We start from the raw sequence: 23,815 nt of genomic DNA, 5'->3' as shown, positions 1-23,815 counted from the left end.
AATGGCAAGTATTTTGGTGGTCGATGATGAGATGGGAATTCGTGAGCTTCTCAATGAGATTCTGACGGATGAGGGCCACACCGTGTATGCGGCTGAGAGCGCTATGCAGGCGCGTACAATTCGCGAACAAATGCGCCCAGACCTAGTTTTGCTGGATATTTGGATGCCCGATGTTGACGGTATTAGCTTATTAAAAGAATGGTCTAAAACAGGGCAACTCACTATGCCCGTGGTGATGATGTCAGGGCATGCCACCATTGATACGGCCGTTGAAGCCACTCGCATAGGCGCACTCAATTTCTTGGAAAAACCGATTGCACTCCAAAAGTTACTCAAGACGGTTACCAAGGCCTTAGAAAGTTCGCCTAGGCATGTTGAGTTAGCTGAAGAAAAATTGTCGGTGGCGCCTTCATCAAGTCCAAGCCCGAAAGCGGTAGTCAGCGAGCCGGCCTCGCAAGTTCAGAGTGGGGAGTACATCAGCGGGATTGCAAAAACCTATTTTGATTTGCCGCTTCGTGAGGCTAGAGACTTGTTCGAAAAGGCCTACTTTGAGCATCAAATGATCATCATGGGTGGTAGCATGACCAAAATTTCTGAATACACGGGCTTAGAGCGGACTCACCTCTATCGCAAGCTTAAAGCTTTGGGAATCGATACTTCACGCAATAAAGCTGAGCAATAAGACGCCTTGCCATTAGTCCTTGTTATTAATTCTGAGGTTTTTAATAAGGCACACAGCATCAACGTTGCGACGGATAATAGCGCCTATATCATTCCGGAATTATTCCCATGGAAATAAAGGTTAATTTTCTCGATAAGCTACGCCTTGAAGCTAAGTTTGACGACTTCACGGTGATTGCTGATCAGCCTATCCGCTATAAGGGTGACGGTTCAGCCCCGGGGCCTTTTGATTACTTCTTAGCCTCGTCAGCCCTATGCGCTGCCTATTTTGTGAAGTTGTATTGTGATGCACGCAATATCTCAACCGAGCATATTCGCCTTTCTCAAAATAATATTGTCGATCCAGAAAACCGGTATCAACAAATTTTCAAAATTCAAGTAGAGCTTCCGGAAGACATTTCTGCCAACGATCGCCAGGGTATTTTGCGCTCCATTGAGCGTTGTACGGTGAAGAAAGTGGTGCAAGAAGGCCCAGAGTTTGTTATTGAAGAAGTTAAAAACTTAGATGCGGATGCCCAAACTTTATTGGCTTTAAGGCCAGATTCAAATTTGAGCACTTACATTGCCGGCAAAGATTTACCGCTAGAACAAACTATTGCCAATATGTCTGGTGTGTTGGCTAATCTAGGAATTAAGATTGAAATCGCTTCGTGGCGCAATTTAATCCCGAATGTATGGTCTTTGCATATTCGCGATGCACACTCACCAATGTGCTTTACTAATGGCAAGGGATCTACGAAAGAGAGTGCACTTGCTTCAGCCTTGGGTGAGTATATCGAGCGACTGAGTAACAACCATTTCTATGCGGGCGCATTCTGGGGTGAAGAGATCGCTAATGCTTCCTTTGTTCATTACCCCGCTGAGCTCTGGTTTAAGCCGGGCCCTAAAGATACCCTGCCTAAAGAAATACTGGATGAGTACTGCCTCAATATTTTTAATGCTGATGGCGAGTTGCGCGGGTCACATTTGATTGACACTAATTCTGGTAATGGCGAGCGCGGTATTTGTTCATTGCCCTATATGCGCCAGTCCGATGGTGAGACTGTGTATTTTCCTTCTAACCTGATTGAAAATCTCTATGTCAGCAATGGTATGAGCGCTGGCAATACGCTGGCTGAAGCTCAGGTGCAATGCTTATCTGAGATATTTGAGCGAGCATTGAAGCGTGAAATTCTTGAACGTGAAATTGCTTTGCCAGATGTTCCGCAGGAAGTGCTTGCAAAGTACCCTAGCATCTTGGCAGGCATTCAGAGTCTTGAGGAGCAGGGCTTTCCAGTATTGGTAAAGGACGCTTCACTGGGTGGTGTATATCCAGTTATGTGCGTTACTCTAATGAACCCAAGAACAGGTGGCGTGTTTGCTTCATTCGGCGCGCATCCAAGTTTAGAGGTGGCATTGGAGCGGAGTTTGACAGAGCTACTTCAGGGGCGAAGCTTGGAGGGCCTCAATGATTTGCCCCCGCCTACCTTTATAAGTGAAGCGGTCACCGAGCCAAATAACTTTGTTGAACACTTTATTGATTCAAGCGGCATCGTCTCTTGGCGTTTCTTCAGTGCAAGATCAGACTACGATTTTGTTGAGTGGGATTTTTCTGGCAAAGGTGAAAACTCGAATGAAGAAGAGGTAGCCACCTTGTTCGGCATTCTTCAGTCTATTGGCAAAGAAGCTTACGTTGCGACCTATGATCAGCTAGGAGCAATCGCGTGTCGAATCTTAGTGCCTGGCTATTCTGAGGTTTATCCAATTGAAGACCTTGTTTGGGACAACACCAATAAAGCGTTGTTATTCCGCGCCGATATTTTGAGTATATCCAATTTAGATGATGCCAGCTTATACGCGCTGCTTGAGCGCTTAGAAAATAATGAGCTAGATGAGTACGGTGATATCGCCACACTGATTGGTATCGAGTTTGATGAAAATACGCCCTGGGGTCAGTTAACAGTGTTGGAGTTAAAGCTACTCATTCATCTTGCTTTGAAGCAGCATGAAGAGGCCCATGAGCTTGTCGGCTCTTTCCTTCAATATAACGACAATACAGTCGAGCGTAAATTGTTTTATCAGGCCTTAAATGCAGTGTTAGAGACGGTGCTAGATGACGACTTAGAGCTTGATGACTACCTAGTTAACTTTCGTAGAATGTTTGGTAGCGAGAGAATGGATGCTGTAGTGGGGTCCGTAGATGGAACTATTCGCTTCTATGGTTTAACCCCCACAAGCATGAAACTCGAGGGCCTCGATAGGCATCACCGTTTGATAGATAGCTATAGAAAAATACATGCCGCTAGAGCAAAAATGGCAATTGTGACTAATTAGGATTGGGCATTGACAACACCTCTAAAACCAATCGATCAAGAATCTATGGCGCCTTGCGAACTTTCAGAGCTAGGATGCGCTAATGATTTTCAAAATGCACCTAAAAGTGACAATAGCACCACTAGAAGAAGGGCCCCAAGCAAGCGCGAAATGATGGAAGAATTAAGTCGTGCAAGATTCCCGTGGGAGGAGTAAGCCCATTATTCAGTGCGCAAGCACTTATGTCGTAGTGGGGCTGACAAAGAAAAAATGCGGGTTTTGATTTCCATTCTAATAATTTCCTGATGACCCAAGATATAAAAGAAATTGCAATTATTGGGGATGGCTTTGCTGCCGCAGCTGCGTTGATTCATCTCTTGCGCAGGGGAATACATTGGTCAAAGATTGTATTAATTGGCCCTGGATTATTGGGTAAAGGGAATGCATATAACTGCATTAGCCCTTTTTTTCGCCTCAATGTTCGCGAGGATCTTCCATCTGTTTTTTCTGAGGACCCATTGCATTTTGCAAGGTGGGCTGAGGTGCATATAGATGACCCTGAAGCACAAACGGATGCGGGCTACTTTTATCGACGCCATGATTTTGGTCGCTATATTTCTGAGCTTGTAAGCAAAGAACTTGGCTCAGATCAGATCGATCAAATTTATGCAAAAATAAGCAATCTATATAAGACTAATGAGTATTGGTATCTTGAGACAGATACGCTCAAGAAGATTGTTGCGCAGCGGGTGATTATTGCAACCGGTAATCCGCCACCTATTTGGCCCTGCGCCGTTCAAAGTATTCAGACTGCTATGAGCCCTTCGCAGCTTATTGAGAGGCCTTGGGTGGGTCAGGACCTCGGCAATATTCATTCTCATGAAGAAATTATTTTGCTTGGCGGAGGCTTAACTGCACTAGATGCAATTAATGCGCTTGTTGGTCAAGGGCATCAAGGCTTGATTAAAGTGATAGGTCCAAGAGCAGTCTTCCCGCCGATGCAAGCGGGCTGGAAGAGAGAGGGTCAACCCGATTGGCCAAAAAACTTAACTCCGGCTAAGTTAGTTCGCTTTATTCGTAACTACCTTCCTTCCGCACCAACGGATAGCGTGGTGTGGCAAAGCGCATGGGAAGAGCTCAGACCAAATATAAATATGATTTGGCAGCAATTTTCTTATTTCCAGCGTCGAATTCTTTTTAAGCGGCTCGGCTGGCTTTGGTCTTTATATCGCTTTAGGGCATCACCCCAAACAATTAAGGCCTATAGAAAGCTGGAGGCTAATAAGCAGATTCAATTTGTATTGGGGCGCGCCAAACGAATTGAGGTTGCACAAACAGTAACGGTAGTTTTGGGCGATGGGTCTAAGGTGTCGGGAGATCGGATATTCAATTGCACTGGGGTTGGGCGCGATCCTTTGCTTAGTAAGTTAATTGCAGATCAAATTGCAAGACCGGATGCCCTTGGAAAATCGATTGCGGTAACTAGCGACTATAAGGTTTCCAAGTTATCGGGTGGGGAATGGGATGATTTATGGATGATTGGGCCGGCAACTATGGGCAGCCTAGGCGACGTGATAGCTGCAAGCTCAATTGCCAAACAGGCCGAGCAGTTATCGATTCAAATAACATCTAAGTAATAGACGGACACCATAAAGAGCAACTTCAGTCTCCTGCCTTATCCCCATTCACCCGCCGTAGGGGGACGCCCCCATAGGATTTCTCTGCTAGTGAAGCAGGATAAGCGCAGTTTGAACGTTTTCCGAGCTAAAACACAGTTTCATTTATAATTCCATCTCTTGGCCTGGTAGCTCAGTCGGTAGAGCAGAGGATTGAAAATCCTTGTGTCGGTGGTTCGATTCCGCCCCGGGCCACCAAGAAACACTAAAACCACCTTCGGGTGGTTTTTTCATTTAGGTTTAATAAACTTAACTTTAGCCTTAGCTTCTTTAATCATTTGGTTACGAAACACAATAAAAGCATCGTTGGAGTCAATTGCCACGACAGATTGCTTGTCGGTGAGGCCATTAGCTGTTCGATAGGTAATAACCCAGTGGTTCATTTGGTCGGTAGGATCAATGGAGATAACTTCATAATTCCTCATAGTCCAATTATCGCCACCACCGCAGGGCCAGCTATCCTGCGACCCCTCGGTGTTTCTATGTAATTATTGGCTTGATTATTGTGGGAATGAAGAGGGTAGTCGAAATCCAGATTAAAAATTGTATATAGAAAAATATAGGGGTCTAGTATAAATTGATAGGTAATTGATATTCTTTAAATATTCAATTAATATTTTTTCATTTAATCCAACACCCAAACAAAATAATTATGAAAATATTGAAATTTTATGTAGTCATAATTTCGACAATCTTGGCGACTGGTTGTGGCAATGAATCGGAAAAAATACTAAAGAATGAAGATAAATTAGCGGTATCGCTGGGATTTGCCGATGCCAAAGAAATGGCTGAAATAAAAAGTTATGGTAATTTTGATACAAAAAAAGATTTCGAAGACGTAGCATACAGAGGCCCAAACTACTGTTTTTCAGCTGGAGAATTTAAAAGGGAAAACGGAGGAGATTTCTATCGTAAAAATTGTCAGAATAAACAAATACTATGGCTGGCATTTTATGAGGGAGATAGTAAAAGAGTCAGGCTGTATGAGGGAGGCAAGAAGGTAGACATACAGTGGAGGTCTTTTGAAAATTCAAAGTTGAAAACGGGTAACATTTTTCTTTTTAGAGGCGTCGCTGGCCCCTTAAATATAATTCATCCTGACGTAAATCAAGCAGATTTCATTAAAGTTGTCACAAACGTGGAGGCACAGGCATTAACACTCAAGTCACATAGCTTCGTAAATTCTGCTTTGAATAGGGAGCAAGAAAGGTATGAAGAAAAAAGAATGGCAGATAAAGTTGAATATGCTTTGACATGTTCGGGGGAGTCAAATAATGCCACGGCTAATTTTTTATCCTTTTCTAAGAGCGGATACGATATTGCTAGGTTCACTTCATATGAAGCAGCAAAGTCAAAATTGGATTCATCGTTTAAAGAATATGAATTAATTAAAGATGTAAGTGATAAGCCTGATAATTATCATCAATTTAAGGTTGTTGAATCATATCCCTTGGATGACAAATATGAAGATACAATTGAATCAATTAGAGTTGAAAGAGATACGCTAACTGTTTCAGTAGTGAGATACTCAACATGTTTTGGGGGAACGAATTTTAGGCCTTATTCTTGTCTTAGAAAAACAAGTTTTATCTGTAAATTCGCAGAGCCACAAAATTATGAATCAATTATAGATAGTAATAAAAAATATAAAAAAGAATTCTCTGAGGCGGTTGAGCTTGAAAAAAAGAAAGTAGAAGAGCTAAAACAAAAAACAATTGATGATCAACTTAGAAAAAATAAAATTTAGCTAAATTATTTTTCAGACCAGTCGAAGTAAAATCATTTATTTGATTAGATTGATATGTTGTTTAAAGAGACAGTCCAGAGATAGAGTCAGTCATCCTCGGCCCTAGTTCGATTCCGCCCCGGGCCACCAAGAATCTCAATAGCCCACTTGTTGGGCTATTTTCTTTTGGGCTTGGCACTGTAGTTATCTGCAACTACTTCCACGAACTACAGTTATCTCAGTTTTACTCATCCCCCCTAGCCGCTCTAGCGCAATATTGGGCGGCAAATCAATTATTAGGACCGGTTCATCTTTAAAGTCCCCAAAAATACTTAAGTCAGCAGATTTCAAATTGGTTCTTTCGCCAAATTCGCCCCCATAGCTGAAAAATTGACCCGCAGTATTCCCATAACGATCTTTAACGTAACCAATGAGAGGAACGGGCTCGCCCAAATAAGCCCCTGATAATCCGGGATAACGAAAGCATTGCCCAAAAAGGTGATATCCGGCTTCATCCTTGATGATTAACTTAATAAGTGGTTCAGATTTAATCAGATTGGATTCTATGAGCTCTAATTTAATTGTGTCTCTAAACGAGGCTGTAGACATACTCCAATCCGACTTATTTTTGTAGCGGATAACTGCGGCCCAGTTTGGTCCCCCATAGTAATTTGCAGTTCTGCCTTGGCGTACTTTATCTAGTACCTCAGTTAGGCTAGAGATGTATTCCTTATTCCAAGAAATATTGATGGGTATTTGAATTTGAATGCTTCTGGCGGGCATTGTCACAATAGACTTACCAGCCTTGATATCAAATGATTTGCTAGGAAAGTCATTCAAAATCAACTCTAGCAAACGATCACCCGATTGCATTTGATTTAAGTTAGAGCGATATTGAGCCGCAGACTTTTCACCATCCACCGCACCATCAGCTTTACTTACATTAAGTAGTCTGTCAGCAATTTTGCTCTCAGTCACCCAGACATCCATCACAACTCTCGTCATGGAGCCTACGTGAGTCTCGCCTAAGATTTTAAAATCCTGAATATAGCCAGATGAGTATTGAATGATTTCATTACGAACAAGTTGTTGATTTTTCACTTCACTCTCAGCCACTACCAATGTTCCAACTGCTTGGCCAACCGCTAATTTAAAGCCTTCAGCTCTCGCTTGGGCGGGTGTAGCCGCAGTAGACTCAACCTGAACGTAATAGGCTTTTTGAGAGTCTTTTACTAACCACTGCCCAACAGTTAGGGCAATAGTCAGGGGGCTGGGGGCTAAGGCCCCAAGTATTTGGCCTTTAGCCGTAACTGCACAGCATAGACAAATAGCTAATGCAATTACTTTAAAACGCATGATTACTGTGATTTGCCTTGCATCCGATTACGGATGTATTCAGAGGTAGCCTGGTCTTTATCGCTCCATACATAGACAGCAACATAAGTTTTTCCATCATTGCGCTGGAAGTCGCGAATTTTACGAACGCCAGTAAGGCGACCCTTGGAGGTGATATTGGTTACTGTAGTGACGATTGTCTCGTTAATGACCTTAGCGTTACGCATGGCGCTGGTATCTTGGGATGACTGTTGATTTTTATCAACATAGGGCTCGTAATCTACCTGTTTGTCTGTGACATTAATCGTACCATCCTGACTCTTATATTTGTCCAGTTTGTTGTCTTGCGCCTCTTCAATTGAGCGACCAATGACCTTGACGCGGCGCTCTGTAGACACATTCCTGCCATTAACAAACTTAGTTAATTTAGCCATGGCATCTGCTTCAGCGATAGCCTCTACGTTTCCTCTCCATGCTTCGGCTTGCCCATACACCTCGATGGAATCGAGTTTTCCAGTAAAGGTATAGGTGATTTTGATGCCCTCATCCGTAAAGTCTGTAGCAATAGCCCGATCTTTAAGATTAGCGCTTTCGGCAGATTTATTAGGGGTAGTGGAGCATGCCCCAAGAATGAAAGATGCGGAGAGGGCTAAAAATAGGATTTTCATAAATGTAGATAAAAATTAATTACTCTAATTTTTAACATAATTAGATGAATTTACAACCGAATTAATTGAAATGCCCTGCAAAAGCACCTCTTATTGAATAATTTCCTAAAGGTAAAGTAAAAATACATAAAATTTCAGAATAGTTTGATATATTCGAATCGAATAAAAATTTCACAAATCCCAAAAAGCCAAAATGGAGACAAAATGAACCCGATGGACCACAGCAATCAGATTATTGATAATCTGATTAAATTTTTTAGAAAAGCAATTAGCGTCGAGTTTTTTGTAAAAAGTGAGCAAAGACTAGAGCAGGCGGCATCTTATGCGGCTCCTCTTGCGGCAATAGTGGGACTCTTAATGGGTTTAACAGCGGCCATTAAGACAGATTCCTTCATTGCATTTTTAGCGGGTATTGGGTGGGTGATTGCTATTGCAGTGGGTTACTACATTGGCTCAAAATTTTTGGTTAGTTGCAAGACGGTTGTTCATAACAATCCAACAAAAATCAGTAGCAAAGAATATATAGATGTTATTGGCCTCATAGGAGTGCTCGGCATAATTTTCGTGGCTCTTGGAGGTATGGTTTTAGCGATTAAGATGAGCTCTCCAGATATTCTTAAATGGACTGTGCTAATTCTGGTGGCACTGGTATTTTCAGTGTGCTTTAGTCTCCACCCCAGCCTGGTCTCTACTAATGTTGATAAAAATACATCAGCAGGTGAGGATGCAATAGCAATTTTGGCTTTTGGCTACAAATCATCAGTAAGAATGGCTGGAATAATTTTTGGTGCCGCTACTATTTTTGGAACTATAAATTTAATATTTGGATTATTCAGATTAATTAAAGGCAGTGGTTTTGAAATATATGCCGGTGGGTTAGAGTCTATAGAAGGCGTAGCCCAGGTACTGGGAGGCCTAGCCTACCCATTTTTAGCATATGTATTTTTTGTAATTTTTTACTTAGCCATTGACTTAATGAAAGCAATACTCTCGATCTCATCGGGTGGAGTTATTCATGGCGGCTCAACAGGTACAAATAACTCAGCACCTCACCAGCAACCTTTTCAGGCAGGGGCTTTAGGCTCTAGTCAGGGCAACCCAGATGTTTTTAAGAACCCAATTTCAATTGACCCCCAGGTAGCAAAAAAAATTGTGATTGGATTGGTTGCGGCATCCGTGATTGGCGGCATCGGATATGGTGGTTGGCAATATAAGCTAGAGCTTGATCGTAAGGCTGAAATTACCCAGCAAGAGGAAATTGCAAAAGCTGAAGAGGCAAAACGTCAAGAAGAGACTAAGCAAGAAACATTAAGACAGGAGGAGCTTGCAAAAGCTGAAGAGGCTCAACGTCAGGAATTTGCGAAGCAAGAGGCGGCAAGGGAAGAGGAGGAGAGAAAACGTGCCCTAGCAAATCCTCAGGTATTGCCTTCTCAGTGCACGAATCACTTCAATGCAAATTATAACAAGCCTGGTTATGGAAACAATAAGGCCTATGCTGTAGCTTATGACGGTACAAATAGTTATTGCACTATGAGCTATAACAGCCCAACACCGCAACAAGCAACTCAAAATGCATTGCAAAATTGTGAACAAAATAAATACAAAAATAATGTTCGTACAGCATGTTATGTGTACAAACTAAATTAGTTGGCCCTTGTTCTGGATAAAACCACCCTTCGGGGTGGTTTTATTTTGTCCTTTTAAAGGACACTTCATGTGTGAGGTATCCCCGATCACAACAAGGAGTTATCTCCCCTGCGTCAGTCGAATCCCCATCACGCCACCAAACTTTCCCTCACTCCTTGCGTGGGTCAAAATAACTCAACCAATTCAGTCTCTTAGATCACTCCATCAAAGTTTTGTGCACAAAGTTAGACTCGGGTGGGGTGAACCTTTTGAGATCTAGCGGGAGTTTAGTCTGGGGGGGCAGAGTTGAAAATCCTTGTGTCGGTGGTTCGATTCCGCCCCGGGCCACCAAGAATCTCAATAGCCCACTAGTTGGGCTATTTTCATTTAGGGCTTGGCATGGTTAGCCACCATTACTTTCGGATACCCCCAGTATGAACCGTCCTTTAAAAGGACACGTCAATTAGACATCCTTGCGTCAGTTGATGTCGTTTAAAACGACAACGTAGATGATGCTAATATTTAAAGCTAATGGAGACACGCTCAATGAAAATAATTATTTGTCTGATATCGCTTTTCGTGCCGGCTTTTGTCTATGGACAGTTGCTAGAGGTTCCACAGACTGGTGAGACACCTACAAAAACATTTCTAATTGAGACTGCCAAGCCAAAAGCAGTTGTTCTTCTATTCATTGGTGGCGATGGGGTATTAGATTTAAAGTCTGACGGGTCAACCACCAAGCAAAATCCGCTAAATCGTTCGGCAGGATTATGGCAGCAGTATGGAATTAATTCAGTATTGGTGGATTCGCCCTATGATTTGGGTGACGCAAGGCGTGGGAATGTACGCGGCAAATCTGAACACATAGCACGAGTTGAAAGTGTCGTTAAATATTACAGAAATAAATTCAATGTACCCGTCTGGATTTTTGGACACAGCATGGGAACGGTAACAGCAGTTCAATTTGCGAATCAGAGCGAGAAGTCTGGGGCAGTAGCTGGGATCATTATTGCCGGGACACATATTGGGGAAACTTTAGGCAATAACTTTAGTAAGCCGGTAATGGCAATCCACCATCAAAAAGAAGCGTGCGCCGCTACACCAATAAGCGCATCAGAATCAATCATTAAGGGGCGAAGTAAAGAAACTAAATCAGAATTAGTCATGATTGATGGGGGAGAAGACGTAGGCTTGCCATGTATGGGATTGGCATACCATGGGTTCAATAAGGTAGAAGACCAGATGGTCAATGCCGCCGCCAAATTTATTTTGGCAAATTAGCTGGGTGGATCAGACATCCTCGGCCCTGGTAGATTCCGCCCCGGGCCACCAAGAATCCATAGTGGCGCCAAAGTAGCAGATGGTGCGACTACCTTAGCCCAGCGTGGCTATCTTTCTGAGAACTCTAAATCTAGTTTCAGGATGCCAAATCCTGATTGACCGCTCGGACTATTCAATTGGTCATGCTAGGGGTACCCCACATATGAAGTGTCCTTTAAAAGGACGAATCATGGGTGGGGCCTTCCAAATCAAACGCGGAATGGGAGTAAGTATCTAGATATTAGAGACTTACTTCAAAGCTTTAATAACTTCCGCGTAGCAGAACTAAAATATCAGCAACTTTACTGAAGGACGGGGAGTTCAATTCCAAGATTAGAAGAGACTCTTTGCAAATTCCCTTTTGCGCTACTAACTACCTTAAATCCATTGCTGTAAATTTGTTCTTTTATATAAAATTTATTGTAAATAAAGGCAAAAACAATGTTGCCTACTCCGATGGTGAAGAACGCGACAACGAAAATTATTGCCGCCCACTTCCAGTCGCCCCTAAAAATTGCGGGGAAGAAGCCAAAAAAGAACGTAGTCCAAGAGAAGCCTACAGGAGCATTTTTAATTTCACCTGTATTTGGATTTTTTAGTACTAATGTATCGAATGCCATAATTAATTCCTTTTGTTTAATTATAAAAAACATACCCACTACCAGAGCTGCTTATCAAACTTTCTTAAAATAAAAAAATCATACGTTCCAAACAGGGACGCATAAATCCAAGGGATAACCCACAAAAAAGGAGCTTCAATTACTACAATATTGAAGACTAAATAAAGAAGACCCTTTGCCCACATGCCATGATAAAAATACCAAAATGGACCAAAAAGAAATGCCGCCCAGTTAAATTTGGGCGCAAATTTAGGCGGAGAAGTGCTTTCAAATACCTTGAAAGCATCTTTGTAATATTGGTCTAGGCCAGCAGTAATATCCCTGCCTTCGCTTTCCCCATGTTCTGGCTTAATGGTCAAGCCACTCCACTTTTCATCAGCTGCGGTATTGGGCGTGTTTATAGAGATGCCCAATAAAGCGCCAGAATTTTTAGGCTGATGAGTCTGATCAGACGAGCGCATATCAGACCCACAATACCCACATTTTTTAGTTTCAACCTGGTTTTGGCCGCCACATGTAATGCATTGCATAGATAATATGTCTTTCGCTCAAAGAGTCTGATAAATCTAGTTTCGATTAGTATAATCACTTTAACCATTAAAAATTGTAACGATTCTTACACAAATGGCGCAAATTACAGCATAAGCCCCTTCCTTTTGCTTTAAATCTAAATTAAGGATGAATTTATGGCAATTATTGATGTCGTTAAGTGGGACGAGGAAACCAATAAAAACTCCCAGCAAGGGTCAGGCAAGATTGCCGTGCCGATAGATCAAGTTTATGCTTGGAAGTTCGGGAGTACTGAACTATCAACCTGGACACAGTTAATTGTTCATGAATCGCAAGAGGCCGTTTTATTTCGTGGTGGTGCGATGGACGGCCCTTTTGGGCCCGGTAGACATGTTCTAAAAACAGAGAATTTACCCGTCATTGGAAAAATTCTTAATCTACCCTTTGGGAGATCACCTTTTACAGCTGAAGTCTGGTTCCTAAATAGGGCTATACCGCTAGATGTTCGTTGGGGAACAAGTGAGCCTATCAGACTTCAAGATTCAAAATACCGAATTGTCATTCCTATACAAGCGCATGGTCAATATGCGGTGCAAATTGAAAACTCGCGAAAGTTTTTGGTAAAGCTTGTTGGGACAATGACCGAGTTTACTCAGGATAAGCTAAAGGATTACTTTAGAGGGTTGATCTTAACAATAGCAAAAACTACTATTGCGAAAAAAATGGCAGGATCTGAGGGGGTTTCCGTTTTAGAAATTGCCACCCAATTAACAGAAATTTCAGACGCAATAAAACAAGAGCTGCAATCACAACTTGAAGAGTTTGGGTTAAAGCTTGTGAATTTTTTTGTGAATCACATCGATGTTAAAGAGGATGATCCTTCAATTAGGACCCTTAGAGAAGCTTTAGCAAAAAAAGCGCAAATGGATATTGTTGGATTTAATTACCAGCAAGAAAGAAGTTTTAATGCGATGGAGGGAGTTGCTGGATTTACGGGAGCAAAAGGAAATGCTGATAATCGGTTTCAAAATATGCCTGCTGAAGGCGGGGGCGCTCTAAATATGGGGCTTGGATTGGGCGTAGGAATACCGGTGGGACAAGTCTTTGGGCAACAAGTATCGGGTGCAATTGGCTCGGTAGCTGCCGATCCAAGCCAAAAGATGAAGCTACTAAAGGAATTAGGAGAGCTGAGAACCAGTGGAATTCTGAGTGAGGAAGAATTTAATTTAGAAAAAGCCAAAATTCTAGGTGGCTAACCTTAAGGAAGATATGACACCATATTTGTTAATTGCTGTCGGTTTTAGCGTCTCATTGTTATTTGCGTTACTAGGGATACTGTGGAGACCTGTTTTTTTGGATGTCGCACCCTCGCAAGAAAGTGTTTATTATTCGCTTGCGATGCTGCCTTGGATATTAAGTCCACTATGGGTGTTTTTGGTGTTGGCTAAAAATGTTGTGAAGTCACTAAAAAATGAAAGTTTTTTTAGGGCTAATCTAATCGTATTCTTATTTTTAAATTCACTATTAGTCACACTGTATTTTTATCAACTAGCTTGGAAATCTACAGAATATAAAATCTACTGGAGTCTAATCGCTGCTCAGCATGTAATCATGCTGATTATTTGGGCGAGTGCGAAACAAGTCAGCGCATCAAATACTACATTCAACGCTATAGCTGAGGTGGGGTCTGCAAGAAAAGAAAACCTTATAGAATTGCTACAAAATCAATCTCAAGGTTTGTTGAGGACGGTTGAGTTTGATGCGGATGCTAAAAAGCACATTGACTTGCTTATTGAAGAAGCAAGATACCTCCCCGTATATTCTGGGCAGAGTCAATTCAAGAAATTGGTTGAGGCTGCTAATAGCTGGGCTCAGTCTCAAAAAGACTTAATTAAAGATTACCAATATTTAAATGTAGAACAGAAGAAACTCGTCTTGGATGACTTCAAGAGACAAACAAAGGTAATGAAAGACAAAATAGCTTTAACCAAAAACTAATTTTCAATTAATGAAAGACTGAAATGGCAAATGAATCAAGCTCTAGTCAGGGCTCTCCTGGAGAGGAGTTATTTGTGGATGGTATGGCCTTTTATACCGGTATTGGCAAACCAAAAGATGATGGCATGGCAGCCGCTAAACTATTGGATGCTGCAGACTTGGGATGCATAAAGGCCATGCTTGCTTCGGCGCTGATCTACTTTATTGGCGTGGGCGTTAGTCGCAATATTCAAAGCGCAAGTGAATATGCTCATCGGTGTATTTTAGCTAAGCCTAAAGACTCTGATGCACGAATTTGCCGTGAAATTATTAGCGGTGAATTGGGTACACACAATGCTGTTAAGGCATTACAAAATTTGGGCCCAACCTCATCGGTATTAAGTGACCCCCAAGATATTTTGTATGGAAAAAAAACTGTAGAAGGTGCGGCGCAGAATAAAAAATTAGTGCGCTTTGCGATTAGTGGCGCAGGCTTAATTACATTAGCTACAGTGGCGTATTTTGTATTGCCAATTATTAATAAACATGCCGACTTCAACGCCGGTCAAACCACCCTGCCCGCCGTACCACAGAGTGCTGTAGAAGTGGCTCCACAGCCAGCACCAATAGCAGAAACAGTATCTACAGCTATCAGCCTTGATAACATTAAGACTGTAATTGCACCAACCCAAACTGCTGGGTTATTGACTGAGATGTTATTAAATAACTCCAGCTTTATAAAATTGGCAGACGCCAAATCAAAAATTGAAGAATTTCCGAAACAAGAAAAGGGAGATGTAAAAGTAGCGAGAACATTAAATGAAAATGGCTTAGTTGCTTTTAGGCAAGCGAATTATATTGAGGCGGCAAGAGTATTTTATGAGGCTAGTAAAGCAAATCCTGCGGACGTTGAAATCATTAATAATTACGCATATGCATTATTAAAATCTGGGAATTACCCTCAGGCTGAACAGGCATTAGGGCTTGTGCTGTCATATGCACCAAGCAGAACTAGTGCCTGGGCCAATTTAGGCGAGCTTTATGCCTATACCTTACGAATGGATGCAGCCGCCGCCGCTTTCTTGGTGGGCTTCCAGTTTTCTGGAAATAAAGAAAAAGCACTTCAATTCTTAAAAAATACAGCAAGCGATGATCCGAATGAAAATTTGCGATTCGCTATAACTAAAGCATTAAATCAATTAAGTAACTAGTAGGTCAAAAATGAAATTTGTCGTTAGACACCTTCTAGTTTTTCTGCTTACAGTATCAACTTCGGCATTTGCTGCTGGGGAGAAAGCGCAGCCAGAGCAAATTAAACTTGGCGCATTTGTAACTTCTTTACATAACATTAATGCCGATAAGGGAACCTTTAGCGCTGATTTTTGGGTTTGGACTTTGTCTTCCCAACATGCCAAATATAAAATGAATGATTCTTTAGAGATTAATTACTCAAGTAGCGAATTTCCGAGAATTTTCTCTAATCAAAATACTGAAATATTGAATCAAAAAATTACCCTTCAACAAAAAAAGGTTCAGAGTGTTTTTTTGCATGACTTCAACTTAGAGAAGTTTCCATTTGATACACAAAATTTGCAAATATCTTTTGAGGACGGGTTGCTTAATTCATCCCTTCTAGAATACCAGCCTGACAATACTAGCGGCTTCGATAGCGCGATCTCTATTGATGGATGGAAAATTAAATCAGTTAATTTGAGGAAGGACCTAAAGACTTACGATTCTAATTTTGGTAATTTTACTGCTCCAAGCAAAGAATCCTATTCCCGATTGGTACTAGATATTCTTATCGAGAGGGACGCCCCATTTATTTTTTTTAAATTAACCATGGGCTTATTTCTTGCCGTTTTTGTGGCACTATGCTCATGCTTTATGCCAACGATTAGCGAGGATATATTTAGCGGTCGTATGGGGCTATTAGGGGGAACGCTTCTTGCTGTAGTGGTGAATCAGCAGTTCGTGGATGCAAAGCAAGGAGATACAACCGCAGTAACTCTAATTGATATGCTGCATATGTTGGGAATGCTCACAATTATGATTCTTTTGATCCTGACATCTATTTCTAGATTTCTAAGTCAAAAAGAGTCTATTTCATTTAGTAGCGTTAAATTAGATAGGGTTTCCTTCATTACGATGACATCTTTCTTTATTGGCTTTAGTTTGTTAATAGTTTCAGGAGCTTTATAAGTAGAGTCGACAGTTTAGGCGGAAGGAATGCCCCAGTAGAAATTGATTTTGTAGTGGCGGTGGATTAGGCATCCTCGGCCCTGGTTCGATTCCGCCCCGGGCCACCAAGAATGTCAATAGCCCACTTGCTGGGCTATTTTCTTTTCGGGCTTGGCAGATGAGACTCCTTTGGTTGGATGGCGTTGCTCTGAAGTCATCATCAAAAATATCCCCCTAAAAACGCCCCATTTGAATAATTTGCTACGGGACAAGTAACAATACATATAAATTTCAAAATAGTATGTTAAAAAAAAATTTGGCAGTTAATCTAAAACCCAGCAAAGCCAGATGAAAGAGATCGTATGAATCCAATGGACCATATATCCTCATCATAAGCTGCCCTTTATAAAAGCGGCTCTATAACAGGAATTGTATGGCACACATTTGGTGCGTTACTTGAGGAAATTAAGTCGAATAGATCTATTCCTCAACTTTGTGCCGAAACCAAATATTCAAAATATGCTAAATTATTTTTTATTTTAAATAAGCGAACATCATGATAAAAAATTCTTTAAAGTTAATTTGCCTTTGCTTCACAGCGATACTTGTGATCAACGGGTGCTCTTCAACAGTGAGTCGCCAAGATGGTCAAAGTAGGCCAGCCCAGACCATAATTACCCCAAGTAATCCCCTTGGCAATATTGTTGTTACGTATTCTGAAGAGGCTAGAAAAAAGCTTTCAGATAACACGGCCTTCAGCGACAGAGATCTTAAACTTCAGATTCAAAAAACATTATCTGCCGCAAAATTAATTTCCGATAATACAGACCCTAAAAAACCTACTCTTTATGTTGAAGTGACTAACATACGCGTAAGATCAATAGCTAATAGGATGTTTTTAGGCTTCATGTCGGGTGCAGATTATGTAATGGGCAATGTTACTGTAAAAGATGTGTCAGGAAAAACCTTGGACGCCTTCCAAATTTCCACGGACCATTATGAAAGTTATACAGTCGGCACAACCAATGTTTTAAGCTGGATATACGAAACATTTGCGGACGATATCCGTAAAGAACTTAAAAACGAGGCTGTTGTAAAAAAATAAATCATTATTGGTGGGTTAAGGATTTAGACATCCTAGGCCCTGGTTCGATTCCGCCCCGGGCCACCAAGAATCACAATAGCCCACTTGTTGGGCTATTTTCTTTTAGGGCTTGGCCATTCGAGGGTAATCACTCATTAACTTAAGTTGTGATGCGGCTTAGTCTGAAATTTACATTGGAGAATTACATGAATACTGCTGGCCGCATTACATTGATTGCTTTTATGCTGGCTCTCATAAGTGCTTGCTCCACACCTAAAGTGATTGATGCTACAAAGCTTTCAGATCGAGATTTGTCCTGTGAATCTTTAAAGGATGAATTTAAGCAGGCCGAGAAAGCTAAAAAAGACGCAGAGGATGTAAAAGGTGTTACTGGCACAAATACGTTGGCCGCACTTTTTTGGCTCCCAGGCATCATTGCTACCTATAGCAATGCCAATGAAGCTATAGCGGCTGCTGATACAAGAATGGTAAGGCTAACCGACTTGATGGACAAGAAAAACTGTAAATAGAGTAAGACATCCTCGACCCTGGTTCGATTCCGCCCCGGGCCACCAAGAATCTATAGTGGCACCAAAGTAGCGGACGGTGACACCACCATAGCCCAGCGTGGCTATCTTTCTGAGAGCTCTAAATCTAGGTTCAGGATGCCAAATCCTGATTGACTGCTCGGACTACTCCTCAATTTCATCAAAAGCACCAAGACAGATTTGTAAGGCTATGTTGAGGCAATGCTCGGCTACTTTAAGATTTGCAGGATCTTCAAGACCAGTTAGATCCTTAGCAATACCACTTCCATCAAATGTAAATGACGCTATTACTTTTGGAAGATCATCAAAATAATCATCTGTTACAAAAGCTGTTACCAACCCCAAGTAGGATCCTGCATCATCAGACTCTATGTCAAAACTAAAGATGATTTCTTGCCCGGCTATCAAGATAATAAATTCATTTAGCTCGGTTAAGTCAGAAACTTCAATATTCCAATCTTGATACTGCTCGGTCTCTAATTGAGTTTCAAGATGGGAATGAAATTCACTAAAAATTTCTTGCAAAACAGCATAGTGTCCAGTTAGGGAAGTTACATTTGTAGCGGTTGTATGTAGATCTTTGAGATTCATATTGCCCCCTTAACTATTGAATGGATGCTACAAACACAAGTTACATCTTTAATATGGCAATGAAGTGACGATTTGGGAAGATGTTGCTGAAAGCGTTGTCCTTTAAAAGGACAATTGCGTGACAGGGATCTCTCATCCCTGTAGCGGTCAAGTGTCGCTTAAATCGACGCTCATCCAGGGTCGATGATTGTAATGTCGTTTAAAACGACAAAACTTACAACATAGATAGTTGACCAGTAATTTTGGCGCCTCTTTCAATGTCAATATCTTTATAAAAGATATTGCCAGAAATGGTCGAGCTTGCTCTAACAACGAGCAATTCATGAACGAGAAGATCATCCTTTACATGCCCAGCTATATCCGCTATCTGACAATCGACCTTGCCCTCAATTTTGCCTGTGCTTCCGACAATTAATGATCGAACTTTCAAATCCCCATTAATGACTCCTGAGACCAAAGCTGTTTTGGGAACTTCCAGGGTTCCGTTTAGAACCACGCCCTCCCCAACGACTAGGTCATTGCTGTTAAAGGAGGCTTGATTTTGAGTGATTGGTAATGTAGCCATAGGTATGTTTTGTAACAGCTTATTTTCTGTCTCTGTTGGTTGAGTGGGGGAGGGGTCTTTAAAAAACACTAAATTTGTTCCTAGGTAATAAATGATTCACAAATTCAACATAACATATATAAATTACAGCCTTAGTAATAAATAATGCTAAAGAAAAAACTGAAGATAGATCAACGCATCATAGGAGGGGTGTTAAGAACTGCCCGAGAGGGGCGGGGTTTGAGCCATGAAGAACTTGCAGAGGTTGTCTGTCTTAGAAAGTGGCATATCAAAGAGTTAGAAGAGTCAGACACTTTTTTTACCTTTTACACAATGGTAATTAAGATACACGCGGCCAAAAGAGTTGGGAAGTATTTAAATTTAGAAGAGTCTGACTATCTAGAAACAAAGACCTTACCAAGCTAAGTGTTCGCTTACTTTACTATTTTCTGCACCAAAACAAGCCCCCAATATCTAAATAGTCTTCAATCAGGCATATAGTTGCATTTAGATTGTGATCGTAAGCAGGAGACAAAGATGTTTGAATCTTATAAATCAACCAATCATCATCTTACCTTTACCAATGAGATCGGTGCGGGCTCTACTGTCCATGGCAGTCTTGAGGGTAATGGTAACGTTTGTTTAGCTGGGCACCTTATTGGCGATATTACTGAGGCGGCTGATAGTCATGCTACGCTTTATATTGATAAGATTGGAGTATTAACGGGTGACCTGAACTACAGCAATTTAATTGTTGCTGGAACAGTAAAAGGATCAATCACTGTTACTGAAAAAATGACGGTTTATCCCACAGCGATCATTGAGGGAAATATTCGCTATAAAACTTTAGATATTCATCCGGATGCTAGAGTTAATGGATTGTTGTCTTGTGAGGGTTTAGATGAGGCTCAAATCAACAGTTCGGATGTAATCAACTTTGGGCTTACTAAAAAGTTGGCTAGATAATCACTTCCAATGAATTAAATATTTCAAGAACTGTCCCTTAAAAGGACGGATCAATTAAAGATCTTTGTGCTGGTCCTGCGTCCATTTAAGCGACGCTTACCTAGGGTCAGTGCTTGGCGTGTCGTTTTAAACGACCAATTTAAATGCTTGGATAGGTTAATTCATAGTAGAGTAAAAACTCAGGAGGATCCTATGAAATTTCTGATATTCATGACCTTTATATTGGGCGCAACATGGTCCATGGCCGATGACAGGATCTCAGATAAGGAAATTAAAACGAGCTTGATCCAACAGTCGATCCAAGAGTATGGAAAGTCCTGCCCATGCCCCTATAGTATATCGCCCAGCGGTGGTCAGTGCGGCCTCAATAGCGCTTACTCAAAAACCGGCAGGCTCGCTCTTCTTTGCTATCCCTCTAATGTCACCAACAAAATGGTCAAAGACTATCGGGATAAAAATGGTCTGTAACAGTGGCAAGTTTTAGGATTCAAAATGGCACAGATTATGCATAGTAATAAATGAGTCAATCCTTTAGAGGAGCGCTTATGTCAAATACCGATTCTTTATGGCTATTTTTAATACTGTGCTGTTTTGCTCTAGCGATACAGGCAAATTAGACTGGTACTTTTTGCCGCTTAAGCTGGATTTTTAGCCGCATTAATCTGCGCACGGTCGGCTATTAACTTTTTCGTCAATGGCGATTCGACCTAGGCTATCTAAGTCTGACTCATCGACTTCTATACTTTGATCTTTAATAGCGTTAGCACCTATTAAATGCTCGATATATTCTAAAGTTGCATAGTAAGGGGGCATATGAGCGTGGTTAGCCGCTTGATCACTCCCATACCGATAACGATAGACCAATAGCTTCATATCAAACGAATTAATCATCACCCCAGTCTGCATAGTCTTCATCTGGAATATGATTCATTTCATTAATTTTTCGTTTGGTTAAGTGTTGCCAGATTAATCGCTCTTGCACCAATTCATTGCTTTGCAGTTCAAAGTATTTGTCCGGAAGACTATCTTCTTCGATCTCTAGTTGTTGATGGTTCATAGCTTACTCCTTTCGACAAAATCAAAATTGGTTGCCAATAAATTGCTTGGGTCACGCTGTATCGAGACAGGACCATGGGGTGCCCAAACAACTCATCAGCAGAAATTTAGTCTGCTCCAAAATGAAGGGGCTGTCTAATAAATTTTTAAATTTTTTATCTGGTGAAAATCTATTGCATTGCATCCAAAATTTAATGTAATGAGTAATTACTTACTTTTTAAATGAATTTATTGTTAACAATTGCTAAAGGGGTGAATAGAGATTAAATTAAATCTAGGTGAGTTAAATGCTGGAGGAATTGCTATGGAAATAAAAACTGCCAAGAACGAGCCATATCCCGTAGAAGTCATCAAAGATCAGATTTACTATTGGTGTACTTGTGGACTGAGTGAGAACCAACCCTTTTGTGATGCATCACACCAAAGAACGGATATGACGCCGTTGGAATTTATTGCCACAGAGACCATGACTGTCTATTTCTGTGGATGCAAGCAATCAGCTAATGCGCCGCTATGTGATGGCACCCACTTCTCCCTCTAGGTATTGACAATCTAAATCTATCGGAGGTCAGGATGAGCTTTAAGCATGCCAAAGCAGTGATCGTAAAGACCACTAACGGACAAATAGAAATGAAGGACCATGGCTTGATTCATTTGTTAAATCGTTACCATTGTGATGTCAATACCAAAGACTTCGTGATTGCCTGGAATCAGCATTGTCTAAACAAATATGGCTATGTTTTAGAGATTATCGATATAGACTATGAATGGTCACATGAGTAGGACCTCTATAGGTGAATCAGATGATGGTCATCCCTGCGTTGGTTAACCGTCGATTTAAGCGACGCTTATTTACCATCACTGCTCGTAATGTCGTTTAAAACGAGATTAAACAGCTTGTAATCAAGTTGTCATATCTAAGGATAACTATCAGGGTTCAAACTCTTAGCTAAGGGATGGGCATGCTATACCTTTTGCAAAACACAATTGCTTCCAGTATTCGACCAATGCGTCAATCTCTCAGGATTGTGCGGGCTACTTTAAATAGTGCGGCCAACCCATTTATTAATACGGAACTCCATAAATCTAATCTTGCTTGGCTAGATGTCATAGAGCAATTGTCAGGCGCTCATCTCAAGCCGGAGTGGGGTATTCATGAGACTGAGGTTAATGGAGGGGCAGTTGAGATTCAAGATGAAATAGTTCTCAAGCGAACTTATTGCCAATTAGTGCATTTCAAAAAAGTAGCCACAAAATTACATCAACCAAAACTACTCATTGTTGCTCCCTATTCGGGGCACTTTGCCACCCTTTTGCGAGGTACCGTTGAGGCAATGCTACCGGAGCATGATGTTTACATTACTGATTGGTTAGATTGCAAGAACATTCCCACCAATCAAGATCGCTTTAATCTTAATGATTTCATAGACTACTTAATTGATTTCTTGCATTTCTTAGGCCCTAAGACCCATGTGTTGGCAGTGTGTCAGCCTACCGTAGCCGCCCTTGCAACTACTGCCATCATGTCAGATTGGGGTGATCGATGTCAGCCATGCTCATTAACGCTGATCGCTGGACCGATTGATACTCGAGTAAATCCAACCAAGGTTAATGAGTTTGCAAAATCTCACGATCTAGAGTGGTTTGAGAAAAATTTGATTCAACCTGTGCCACCACCATTTTTAGGCATGGGCAGAAGGGTTTATCCAGGTTTTTTACAGCTAAACAGTTTTATGGCTATGAATTCTGATCGTCATGCCATCTCAATTGATGCCATGCACGAGGCATTGGTTCGGGGAAATGAAGAAGAAGCCCATCGGCGCAAAGCTTTTTATGATGAATATCTTTCAGTGATGGATTTAACCGAAGAGTTTTATCTTCAAACCATCAAAGAAGTCTTTCAAGAACATTCCTTACCACAAGGAAAGATGATGAGCCGTTGGCATCAGGTAGATACTAAACATATTCGCAAAAGCTATTTGATGGTCATAGAAGGTGAAGAGGATGATATTTGTGGTGTTGGTCAAACGAAAGCGGCATTTGATATCACGCCAAACCTACCTGAAAAACACAAACGCTACGAGTTGATTCAAGGAGTAGGGCATTACGGAACCTTTAATGGCGCAGTGTTTCGTCGCACGATTGCCCCAATGATTACCCAATTTATTCAAGATGCTGATCAGCACCATGAAGTAACAGTTTCACCTTCCCAAGTAACTACAACAGGAGACCAATCATGACCTTAAACCATTTTGGTGGATCAGGACAGACATCAGGACAAATGAACCCCATGAAAACTATGGAGGGATTTTATAGTTTGCTGATGCCTATTTGGGCTGTGACGAGTAATTCTATTGAAAATCATAAAAAATTACACGTAGAATTAATTGAGTTAATGCAAGAAGCCAATTAGC

Annotated in this window: 28 protein-coding genes and 1 tRNA gene; 20 read left to right on the top strand and 9 right to left on the bottom strand. The window is 41.2% G+C overall.

What is annotated here, in order from left to right:
• The first annotated feature begins 1 nt into the window (after position 1).
• From C2759_RS10480 to C2759_RS10460, 5 genes are all read left to right on the top strand, one after another.
• On the top strand, positions 2–682 hold the full coding sequence (locus tag C2759_RS10480) for a response regulator (protein WP_215355303.1): 681 nt from the start codon (positions 2–4) through the stop codon (positions 680–682).
• 107 nt (positions 683–789) lie between these two features.
• Entirely contained in the window at positions 790–2,994 is a 2,205-nt protein-coding gene (locus C2759_RS10475) for an OsmC domain/YcaO domain-containing protein (protein WP_215355301.1), read from the top strand.
• A gap of 9 nt (positions 2,995–3,003) precedes the next feature.
• The gene (locus C2759_RS10470; RefSeq protein WP_215355300.1) at positions 3,004–3,189 is read left to right on the top strand and encodes a hypothetical protein; all 186 of its coding nucleotides are present in this window, start codon (positions 3,004–3,006) and stop codon (positions 3,187–3,189) included.
• Between the two features lie 89 nt (positions 3,190–3,278).
• Positions 3,279–4,610 (top strand): FAD/NAD(P)-binding protein, encoded by a 1,332-nt coding sequence (locus C2759_RS10465; RefSeq protein WP_215355298.1) that lies wholly within the window; start codon positions 3,279–3,281, stop codon positions 4,608–4,610.
• A gap of 161 nt (positions 4,611–4,771) precedes the next feature.
• Positions 4,772–4,847 (top strand) — tRNA-Phe (locus C2759_RS10460).
• A 32-nt stretch (positions 4,848–4,879) separates the two neighbouring features.
• Here C2759_RS10460 and C2759_RS10455 read toward each other — a convergent pair.
• Positions 4,880–5,074: a hypothetical protein gene (locus tag C2759_RS10455; protein WP_215355296.1), complete on the bottom strand. Its 195-nt coding sequence runs from the start codon at positions 5,072–5,074 to the stop codon at positions 4,880–4,882.
• A 227-nt stretch (positions 5,075–5,301) separates the two neighbouring features.
• Between C2759_RS10455 and C2759_RS10450 the strand changes: the two genes are divergently transcribed.
• Entirely contained in the window at positions 5,302–6,396 is a 1,095-nt protein-coding gene (locus C2759_RS10450; protein WP_215355294.1) for a hypothetical protein, read from the top strand.
• Between the two features lie 183 nt (positions 6,397–6,579).
• Here C2759_RS10450 and C2759_RS10445 read toward each other — a convergent pair whose 3' ends face one another.
• Entirely contained in the window at positions 6,580–7,731 is a 1,152-nt protein-coding gene (locus C2759_RS10445) for a hypothetical protein (protein WP_215355292.1), read from the bottom strand.
• 2 nt (positions 7,732–7,733) lie between these two features.
• Positions 7,734–8,378: a hypothetical protein gene (locus C2759_RS10440; protein WP_215355290.1), complete on the bottom strand. Its 645-nt coding sequence runs from the start codon at positions 8,376–8,378 to the stop codon at positions 7,734–7,736.
• Positions 8,379–8,522: 144 nt separating this feature from the next.
• Here C2759_RS10440 and C2759_RS10435 point away from each other — a divergent pair, with 144 nt between their 5' ends.
• Both C2759_RS10435 and C2759_RS10430 read left to right on the top strand, forming a co-directional pair.
• Positions 8,523–10,025 (top strand): hypothetical protein, encoded by a 1,503-nt coding sequence (locus C2759_RS10435; RefSeq protein ID WP_215355288.1) that lies wholly within the window; start codon positions 8,523–8,525, stop codon positions 10,023–10,025.
• 525 nt (positions 10,026–10,550) lie between these two features.
• Positions 10,551–11,285 carry a serine aminopeptidase domain-containing protein gene (locus C2759_RS10430; RefSeq protein ID WP_215355286.1) on the top strand — a complete coding sequence of 245 codons (735 nt, stop codon included), beginning with the start codon at positions 10,551–10,553 and terminating at the stop codon, positions 11,283–11,285.
• Between the two features lie 341 nt (positions 11,286–11,626).
• On the opposite strand, the gene C2759_RS10425 is transcribed toward C2759_RS10430, so the two are convergent.
• Both C2759_RS10425 and C2759_RS10420 read right to left on the bottom strand, forming a co-directional pair.
• Complete coding sequence (locus tag C2759_RS10425; protein ID WP_215355285.1) at positions 11,627–11,944, bottom strand: hypothetical protein; 318 nt, start codon at positions 11,942–11,944, stop codon at positions 11,627–11,629.
• Between the two features lie 38 nt (positions 11,945–11,982).
• Positions 11,983–12,405 (bottom strand): DUF2628 domain-containing protein, encoded by a 423-nt coding sequence (locus tag C2759_RS10420; protein ID WP_215355283.1) that lies wholly within the window; start codon positions 12,403–12,405, stop codon positions 11,983–11,985.
• A 225-nt stretch (positions 12,406–12,630) separates the two neighbouring features.
• On the opposite strand from C2759_RS10420, the gene C2759_RS10415 reads away from it, so the two are divergent.
• The 6 genes from C2759_RS10415 (at position 12,631) to C2759_RS10390 (ending at position 18,226) form a co-directional block, all read left to right on the top strand.
• The gene (locus tag C2759_RS10415; protein WP_215355280.1) at positions 12,631–13,710 is read left to right on the top strand and encodes an SPFH domain-containing protein; all 1,080 of its coding nucleotides are present in this window, start codon (positions 12,631–12,633) and stop codon (positions 13,708–13,710) included.
• A complete protein-coding gene (locus C2759_RS10410) occupies positions 13,703–14,452 on the top strand; it encodes a hypothetical protein (protein ID WP_215355279.1) in 750 nt (249 codons plus the stop codon). Before C2759_RS10415 ends, C2759_RS10410 begins: the two co-directional genes overlap by 8 nt.
• Positions 14,453–14,475: 23 nt before the next feature.
• The gene (locus tag C2759_RS10405; RefSeq protein ID WP_215355277.1) at positions 14,476–15,642 is read left to right on the top strand and encodes a tetratricopeptide repeat protein; all 1,167 of its coding nucleotides are present in this window, start codon (positions 14,476–14,478) and stop codon (positions 15,640–15,642) included.
• Positions 15,643–15,652: 10 nt separating this feature from the next.
• Positions 15,653–16,633 carry a hypothetical protein gene (locus C2759_RS10400; protein ID WP_215355275.1) on the top strand — a complete coding sequence of 327 codons (981 nt, stop codon included), beginning with the start codon at positions 15,653–15,655 and terminating at the stop codon, positions 16,631–16,633.
• A 535-nt stretch (positions 16,634–17,168) separates the two neighbouring features.
• On the top strand, positions 17,169–17,717 hold the full coding sequence (locus C2759_RS10395) for a DUF4410 domain-containing protein (RefSeq protein WP_215355273.1): 549 nt from the start codon (positions 17,169–17,171) through the stop codon (positions 17,715–17,717).
• Positions 17,718–17,902: 185 nt separating this feature from the next.
• Positions 17,903–18,226: a hypothetical protein gene (locus tag C2759_RS10390; protein WP_215355271.1), complete on the top strand. Its 324-nt coding sequence runs from the start codon at positions 17,903–17,905 to the stop codon at positions 18,224–18,226.
• A gap of 162 nt (positions 18,227–18,388) precedes the next feature.
• Here C2759_RS10390 and C2759_RS10385 read toward each other — a convergent pair whose 3' ends face one another.
• Together C2759_RS10385 and C2759_RS10380 are read right to left on the bottom strand one after the other, a co-directional pair.
• Complete coding sequence (locus C2759_RS10385; protein WP_088525549.1) at positions 18,389–18,835, bottom strand: hypothetical protein; 447 nt, start codon at positions 18,833–18,835, stop codon at positions 18,389–18,391.
• Positions 18,836–19,049: 214 nt separating this feature from the next.
• Positions 19,050–19,400, bottom strand: coding sequence for a polymer-forming cytoskeletal protein (locus C2759_RS10380; RefSeq protein ID WP_215355270.1), 351 nt, complete (start codon positions 19,398–19,400; stop codon positions 19,050–19,052).
• A 144-nt stretch (positions 19,401–19,544) separates the two neighbouring features.
• Between C2759_RS10380 and C2759_RS10655 the strand changes: the two genes are divergently transcribed.
• Both C2759_RS10655 and C2759_RS10370 read left to right on the top strand, forming a co-directional pair.
• Positions 19,545–19,805 (top strand): RodZ family helix-turn-helix domain-containing protein, encoded by a 261-nt coding sequence (locus C2759_RS10655; RefSeq protein WP_215355268.1) that lies wholly within the window; start codon positions 19,545–19,547, stop codon positions 19,803–19,805.
• Between the two features lie 111 nt (positions 19,806–19,916).
• On the top strand, positions 19,917–20,345 hold the full coding sequence (locus C2759_RS10370) for a polymer-forming cytoskeletal protein (protein WP_215355266.1): 429 nt from the start codon (positions 19,917–19,919) through the stop codon (positions 20,343–20,345).
• 657 nt (positions 20,346–21,002) lie between these two features.
• Here C2759_RS10370 and C2759_RS10365 read toward each other — a convergent pair.
• Positions 21,003–21,239, bottom strand: coding sequence for a hypothetical protein (locus C2759_RS10365; RefSeq protein ID WP_215355264.1), 237 nt, complete (start codon positions 21,237–21,239; stop codon positions 21,003–21,005).
• Positions 21,229–21,402: a hypothetical protein gene (locus C2759_RS10360; protein ID WP_215355262.1), complete on the bottom strand. Its 174-nt coding sequence runs from the start codon at positions 21,400–21,402 to the stop codon at positions 21,229–21,231. Before C2759_RS10360 ends, C2759_RS10365 begins: the two co-directional genes overlap by 11 nt.
• A 303-nt stretch (positions 21,403–21,705) precedes the next feature.
• Between C2759_RS10360 and C2759_RS10355 the strand changes: the two genes are divergently transcribed.
• The 4 genes from C2759_RS10355 (at position 21,706) to C2759_RS10340 (ending at position 23,814) form a co-directional block, all read left to right on the top strand.
• Positions 21,706–21,942 (top strand): CDGSH iron-sulfur domain-containing protein, encoded by a 237-nt coding sequence (locus tag C2759_RS10355; RefSeq protein WP_215345464.1) that lies wholly within the window; start codon positions 21,706–21,708, stop codon positions 21,940–21,942.
• Between the two features lie 32 nt (positions 21,943–21,974).
• On the top strand, positions 21,975–22,184 hold the full coding sequence (locus tag C2759_RS10350) for a hypothetical protein (RefSeq protein WP_215355261.1): 210 nt from the start codon (positions 21,975–21,977) through the stop codon (positions 22,182–22,184).
• A 179-nt stretch (positions 22,185–22,363) separates the two neighbouring features.
• Positions 22,364–23,641, top strand: coding sequence for a polyhydroxyalkanoate depolymerase (gene phaZ, locus C2759_RS10345; protein ID WP_215282801.1), 1,278 nt, complete (start codon positions 22,364–22,366; stop codon positions 23,639–23,641).
• Positions 23,638–23,814 (top strand): hypothetical protein, encoded by a 177-nt coding sequence (locus tag C2759_RS10340; protein ID WP_215355259.1) that lies wholly within the window; start codon positions 23,638–23,640, stop codon positions 23,812–23,814. Before phaZ ends, C2759_RS10340 begins: the two co-directional genes overlap by 4 nt.
• Position 23,815: the final 1 nt, after the last annotated feature.

It is taken from the genome of Polynucleobacter sp. MG-Unter2-18 (assembly GCF_018687675.1).
Lineage (GTDB): Bacteria > Pseudomonadota > Gammaproteobacteria > Burkholderiales > Burkholderiaceae > Polynucleobacter.
Note: the sequence above shows the minus strand (reverse complement) of the source record. Positions and strands in the feature narration are given on the sequence as shown.

Excerpts from the sequence above, each read along its gene's own strand:
- C2759_RS10480 (WP_215355303.1), top strand. The coding sequence starts at position 2 with ATGGCAAGTATTTTGGTGGTCGATGATGAGATGGGAATTCGTGAGCTT.
- C2759_RS10475 (WP_215355301.1), top strand. The coding sequence starts at position 790 with ATGGAAATAAAGGTTAATTTTCTCGATAAGCTACGCCTTGAAGCTAAG.
- C2759_RS10465 (WP_215355298.1), top strand. The coding sequence starts at position 3,279 with ATGACCCAAGATATAAAAGAAATTGCAATTATTGGGGATGGCTTTGCT.
- C2759_RS10455 (WP_215355296.1), bottom strand. The coding sequence starts at position 5,074 with ATGAGGAATTATGAAGTTATCTCCATTGATCCTACCGACCAAATGAAC.
- C2759_RS10450 (WP_215355294.1), top strand. The coding sequence starts at position 5,302 with ATGAAAATATTGAAATTTTATGTAGTCATAATTTCGACAATCTTGGCG.
- C2759_RS10445 (WP_215355292.1), bottom strand. The coding sequence starts at position 7,731 with ATGCGTTTTAAAGTAATTGCATTAGCTATTTGTCTATGCTGTGCAGTT.
- C2759_RS10440 (WP_215355290.1), bottom strand. The coding sequence starts at position 8,378 with ATGAAAATCCTATTTTTAGCCCTCTCCGCATCTTTCATTCTTGGGGCA.
- C2759_RS10430 (WP_215355286.1), top strand. The coding sequence starts at position 10,551 with ATGAAAATAATTATTTGTCTGATATCGCTTTTCGTGCCGGCTTTTGTC.
- C2759_RS10425 (WP_215355285.1), bottom strand. The coding sequence starts at position 11,944 with ATGGCATTCGATACATTAGTACTAAAAAATCCAAATACAGGTGAAATT.
- C2759_RS10420 (WP_215355283.1), bottom strand. The coding sequence starts at position 12,405 with ATGCGCTCGTCTGATCAGACTCATCAGCCTAAAAATTCTGGCGCTTTA.
- C2759_RS10415 (WP_215355280.1), top strand. The coding sequence starts at position 12,631 with ATGGCAATTATTGATGTCGTTAAGTGGGACGAGGAAACCAATAAAAAC.
- C2759_RS10405 (WP_215355277.1), top strand. The coding sequence starts at position 14,476 with ATGGCAAATGAATCAAGCTCTAGTCAGGGCTCTCCTGGAGAGGAGTTA.
- C2759_RS10400 (WP_215355275.1), top strand. The coding sequence starts at position 15,653 with ATGAAATTTGTCGTTAGACACCTTCTAGTTTTTCTGCTTACAGTATCA.
- C2759_RS10395 (WP_215355273.1), top strand. The coding sequence starts at position 17,169 with ATGATAAAAAATTCTTTAAAGTTAATTTGCCTTTGCTTCACAGCGATA.
- C2759_RS10390 (WP_215355271.1), top strand. The coding sequence starts at position 17,903 with ATGAATACTGCTGGCCGCATTACATTGATTGCTTTTATGCTGGCTCTC.
- C2759_RS10385 (WP_088525549.1), bottom strand. The coding sequence starts at position 18,835 with ATGAATCTCAAAGATCTACATACAACCGCTACAAATGTAACTTCCCTA.
- C2759_RS10380 (WP_215355270.1), bottom strand. The coding sequence starts at position 19,400 with ATGGCTACATTACCAATCACTCAAAATCAAGCCTCCTTTAACAGCAAT.
- C2759_RS10655 (WP_215355268.1), top strand. The coding sequence starts at position 19,545 with ATGCTAAAGAAAAAACTGAAGATAGATCAACGCATCATAGGAGGGGTG.
- C2759_RS10370 (WP_215355266.1), top strand. The coding sequence starts at position 19,917 with ATGTTTGAATCTTATAAATCAACCAATCATCATCTTACCTTTACCAAT.
- C2759_RS10360 (WP_215355262.1), bottom strand. The coding sequence starts at position 21,402 with ATGAACCATCAACAACTAGAGATCGAAGAAGATAGTCTTCCGGACAAA.
- C2759_RS10355 (WP_215345464.1), top strand. The coding sequence starts at position 21,706 with ATGGAAATAAAAACTGCCAAGAACGAGCCATATCCCGTAGAAGTCATC.
- C2759_RS10350 (WP_215355261.1), top strand. The coding sequence starts at position 21,975 with ATGAGCTTTAAGCATGCCAAAGCAGTGATCGTAAAGACCACTAACGGA.
- phaZ (WP_215282801.1), top strand. The coding sequence starts at position 22,364 with ATGCTATACCTTTTGCAAAACACAATTGCTTCCAGTATTCGACCAATG.
- C2759_RS10340 (WP_215355259.1), top strand. The coding sequence starts at position 23,638 with ATGACCTTAAACCATTTTGGTGGATCAGGACAGACATCAGGACAAATG.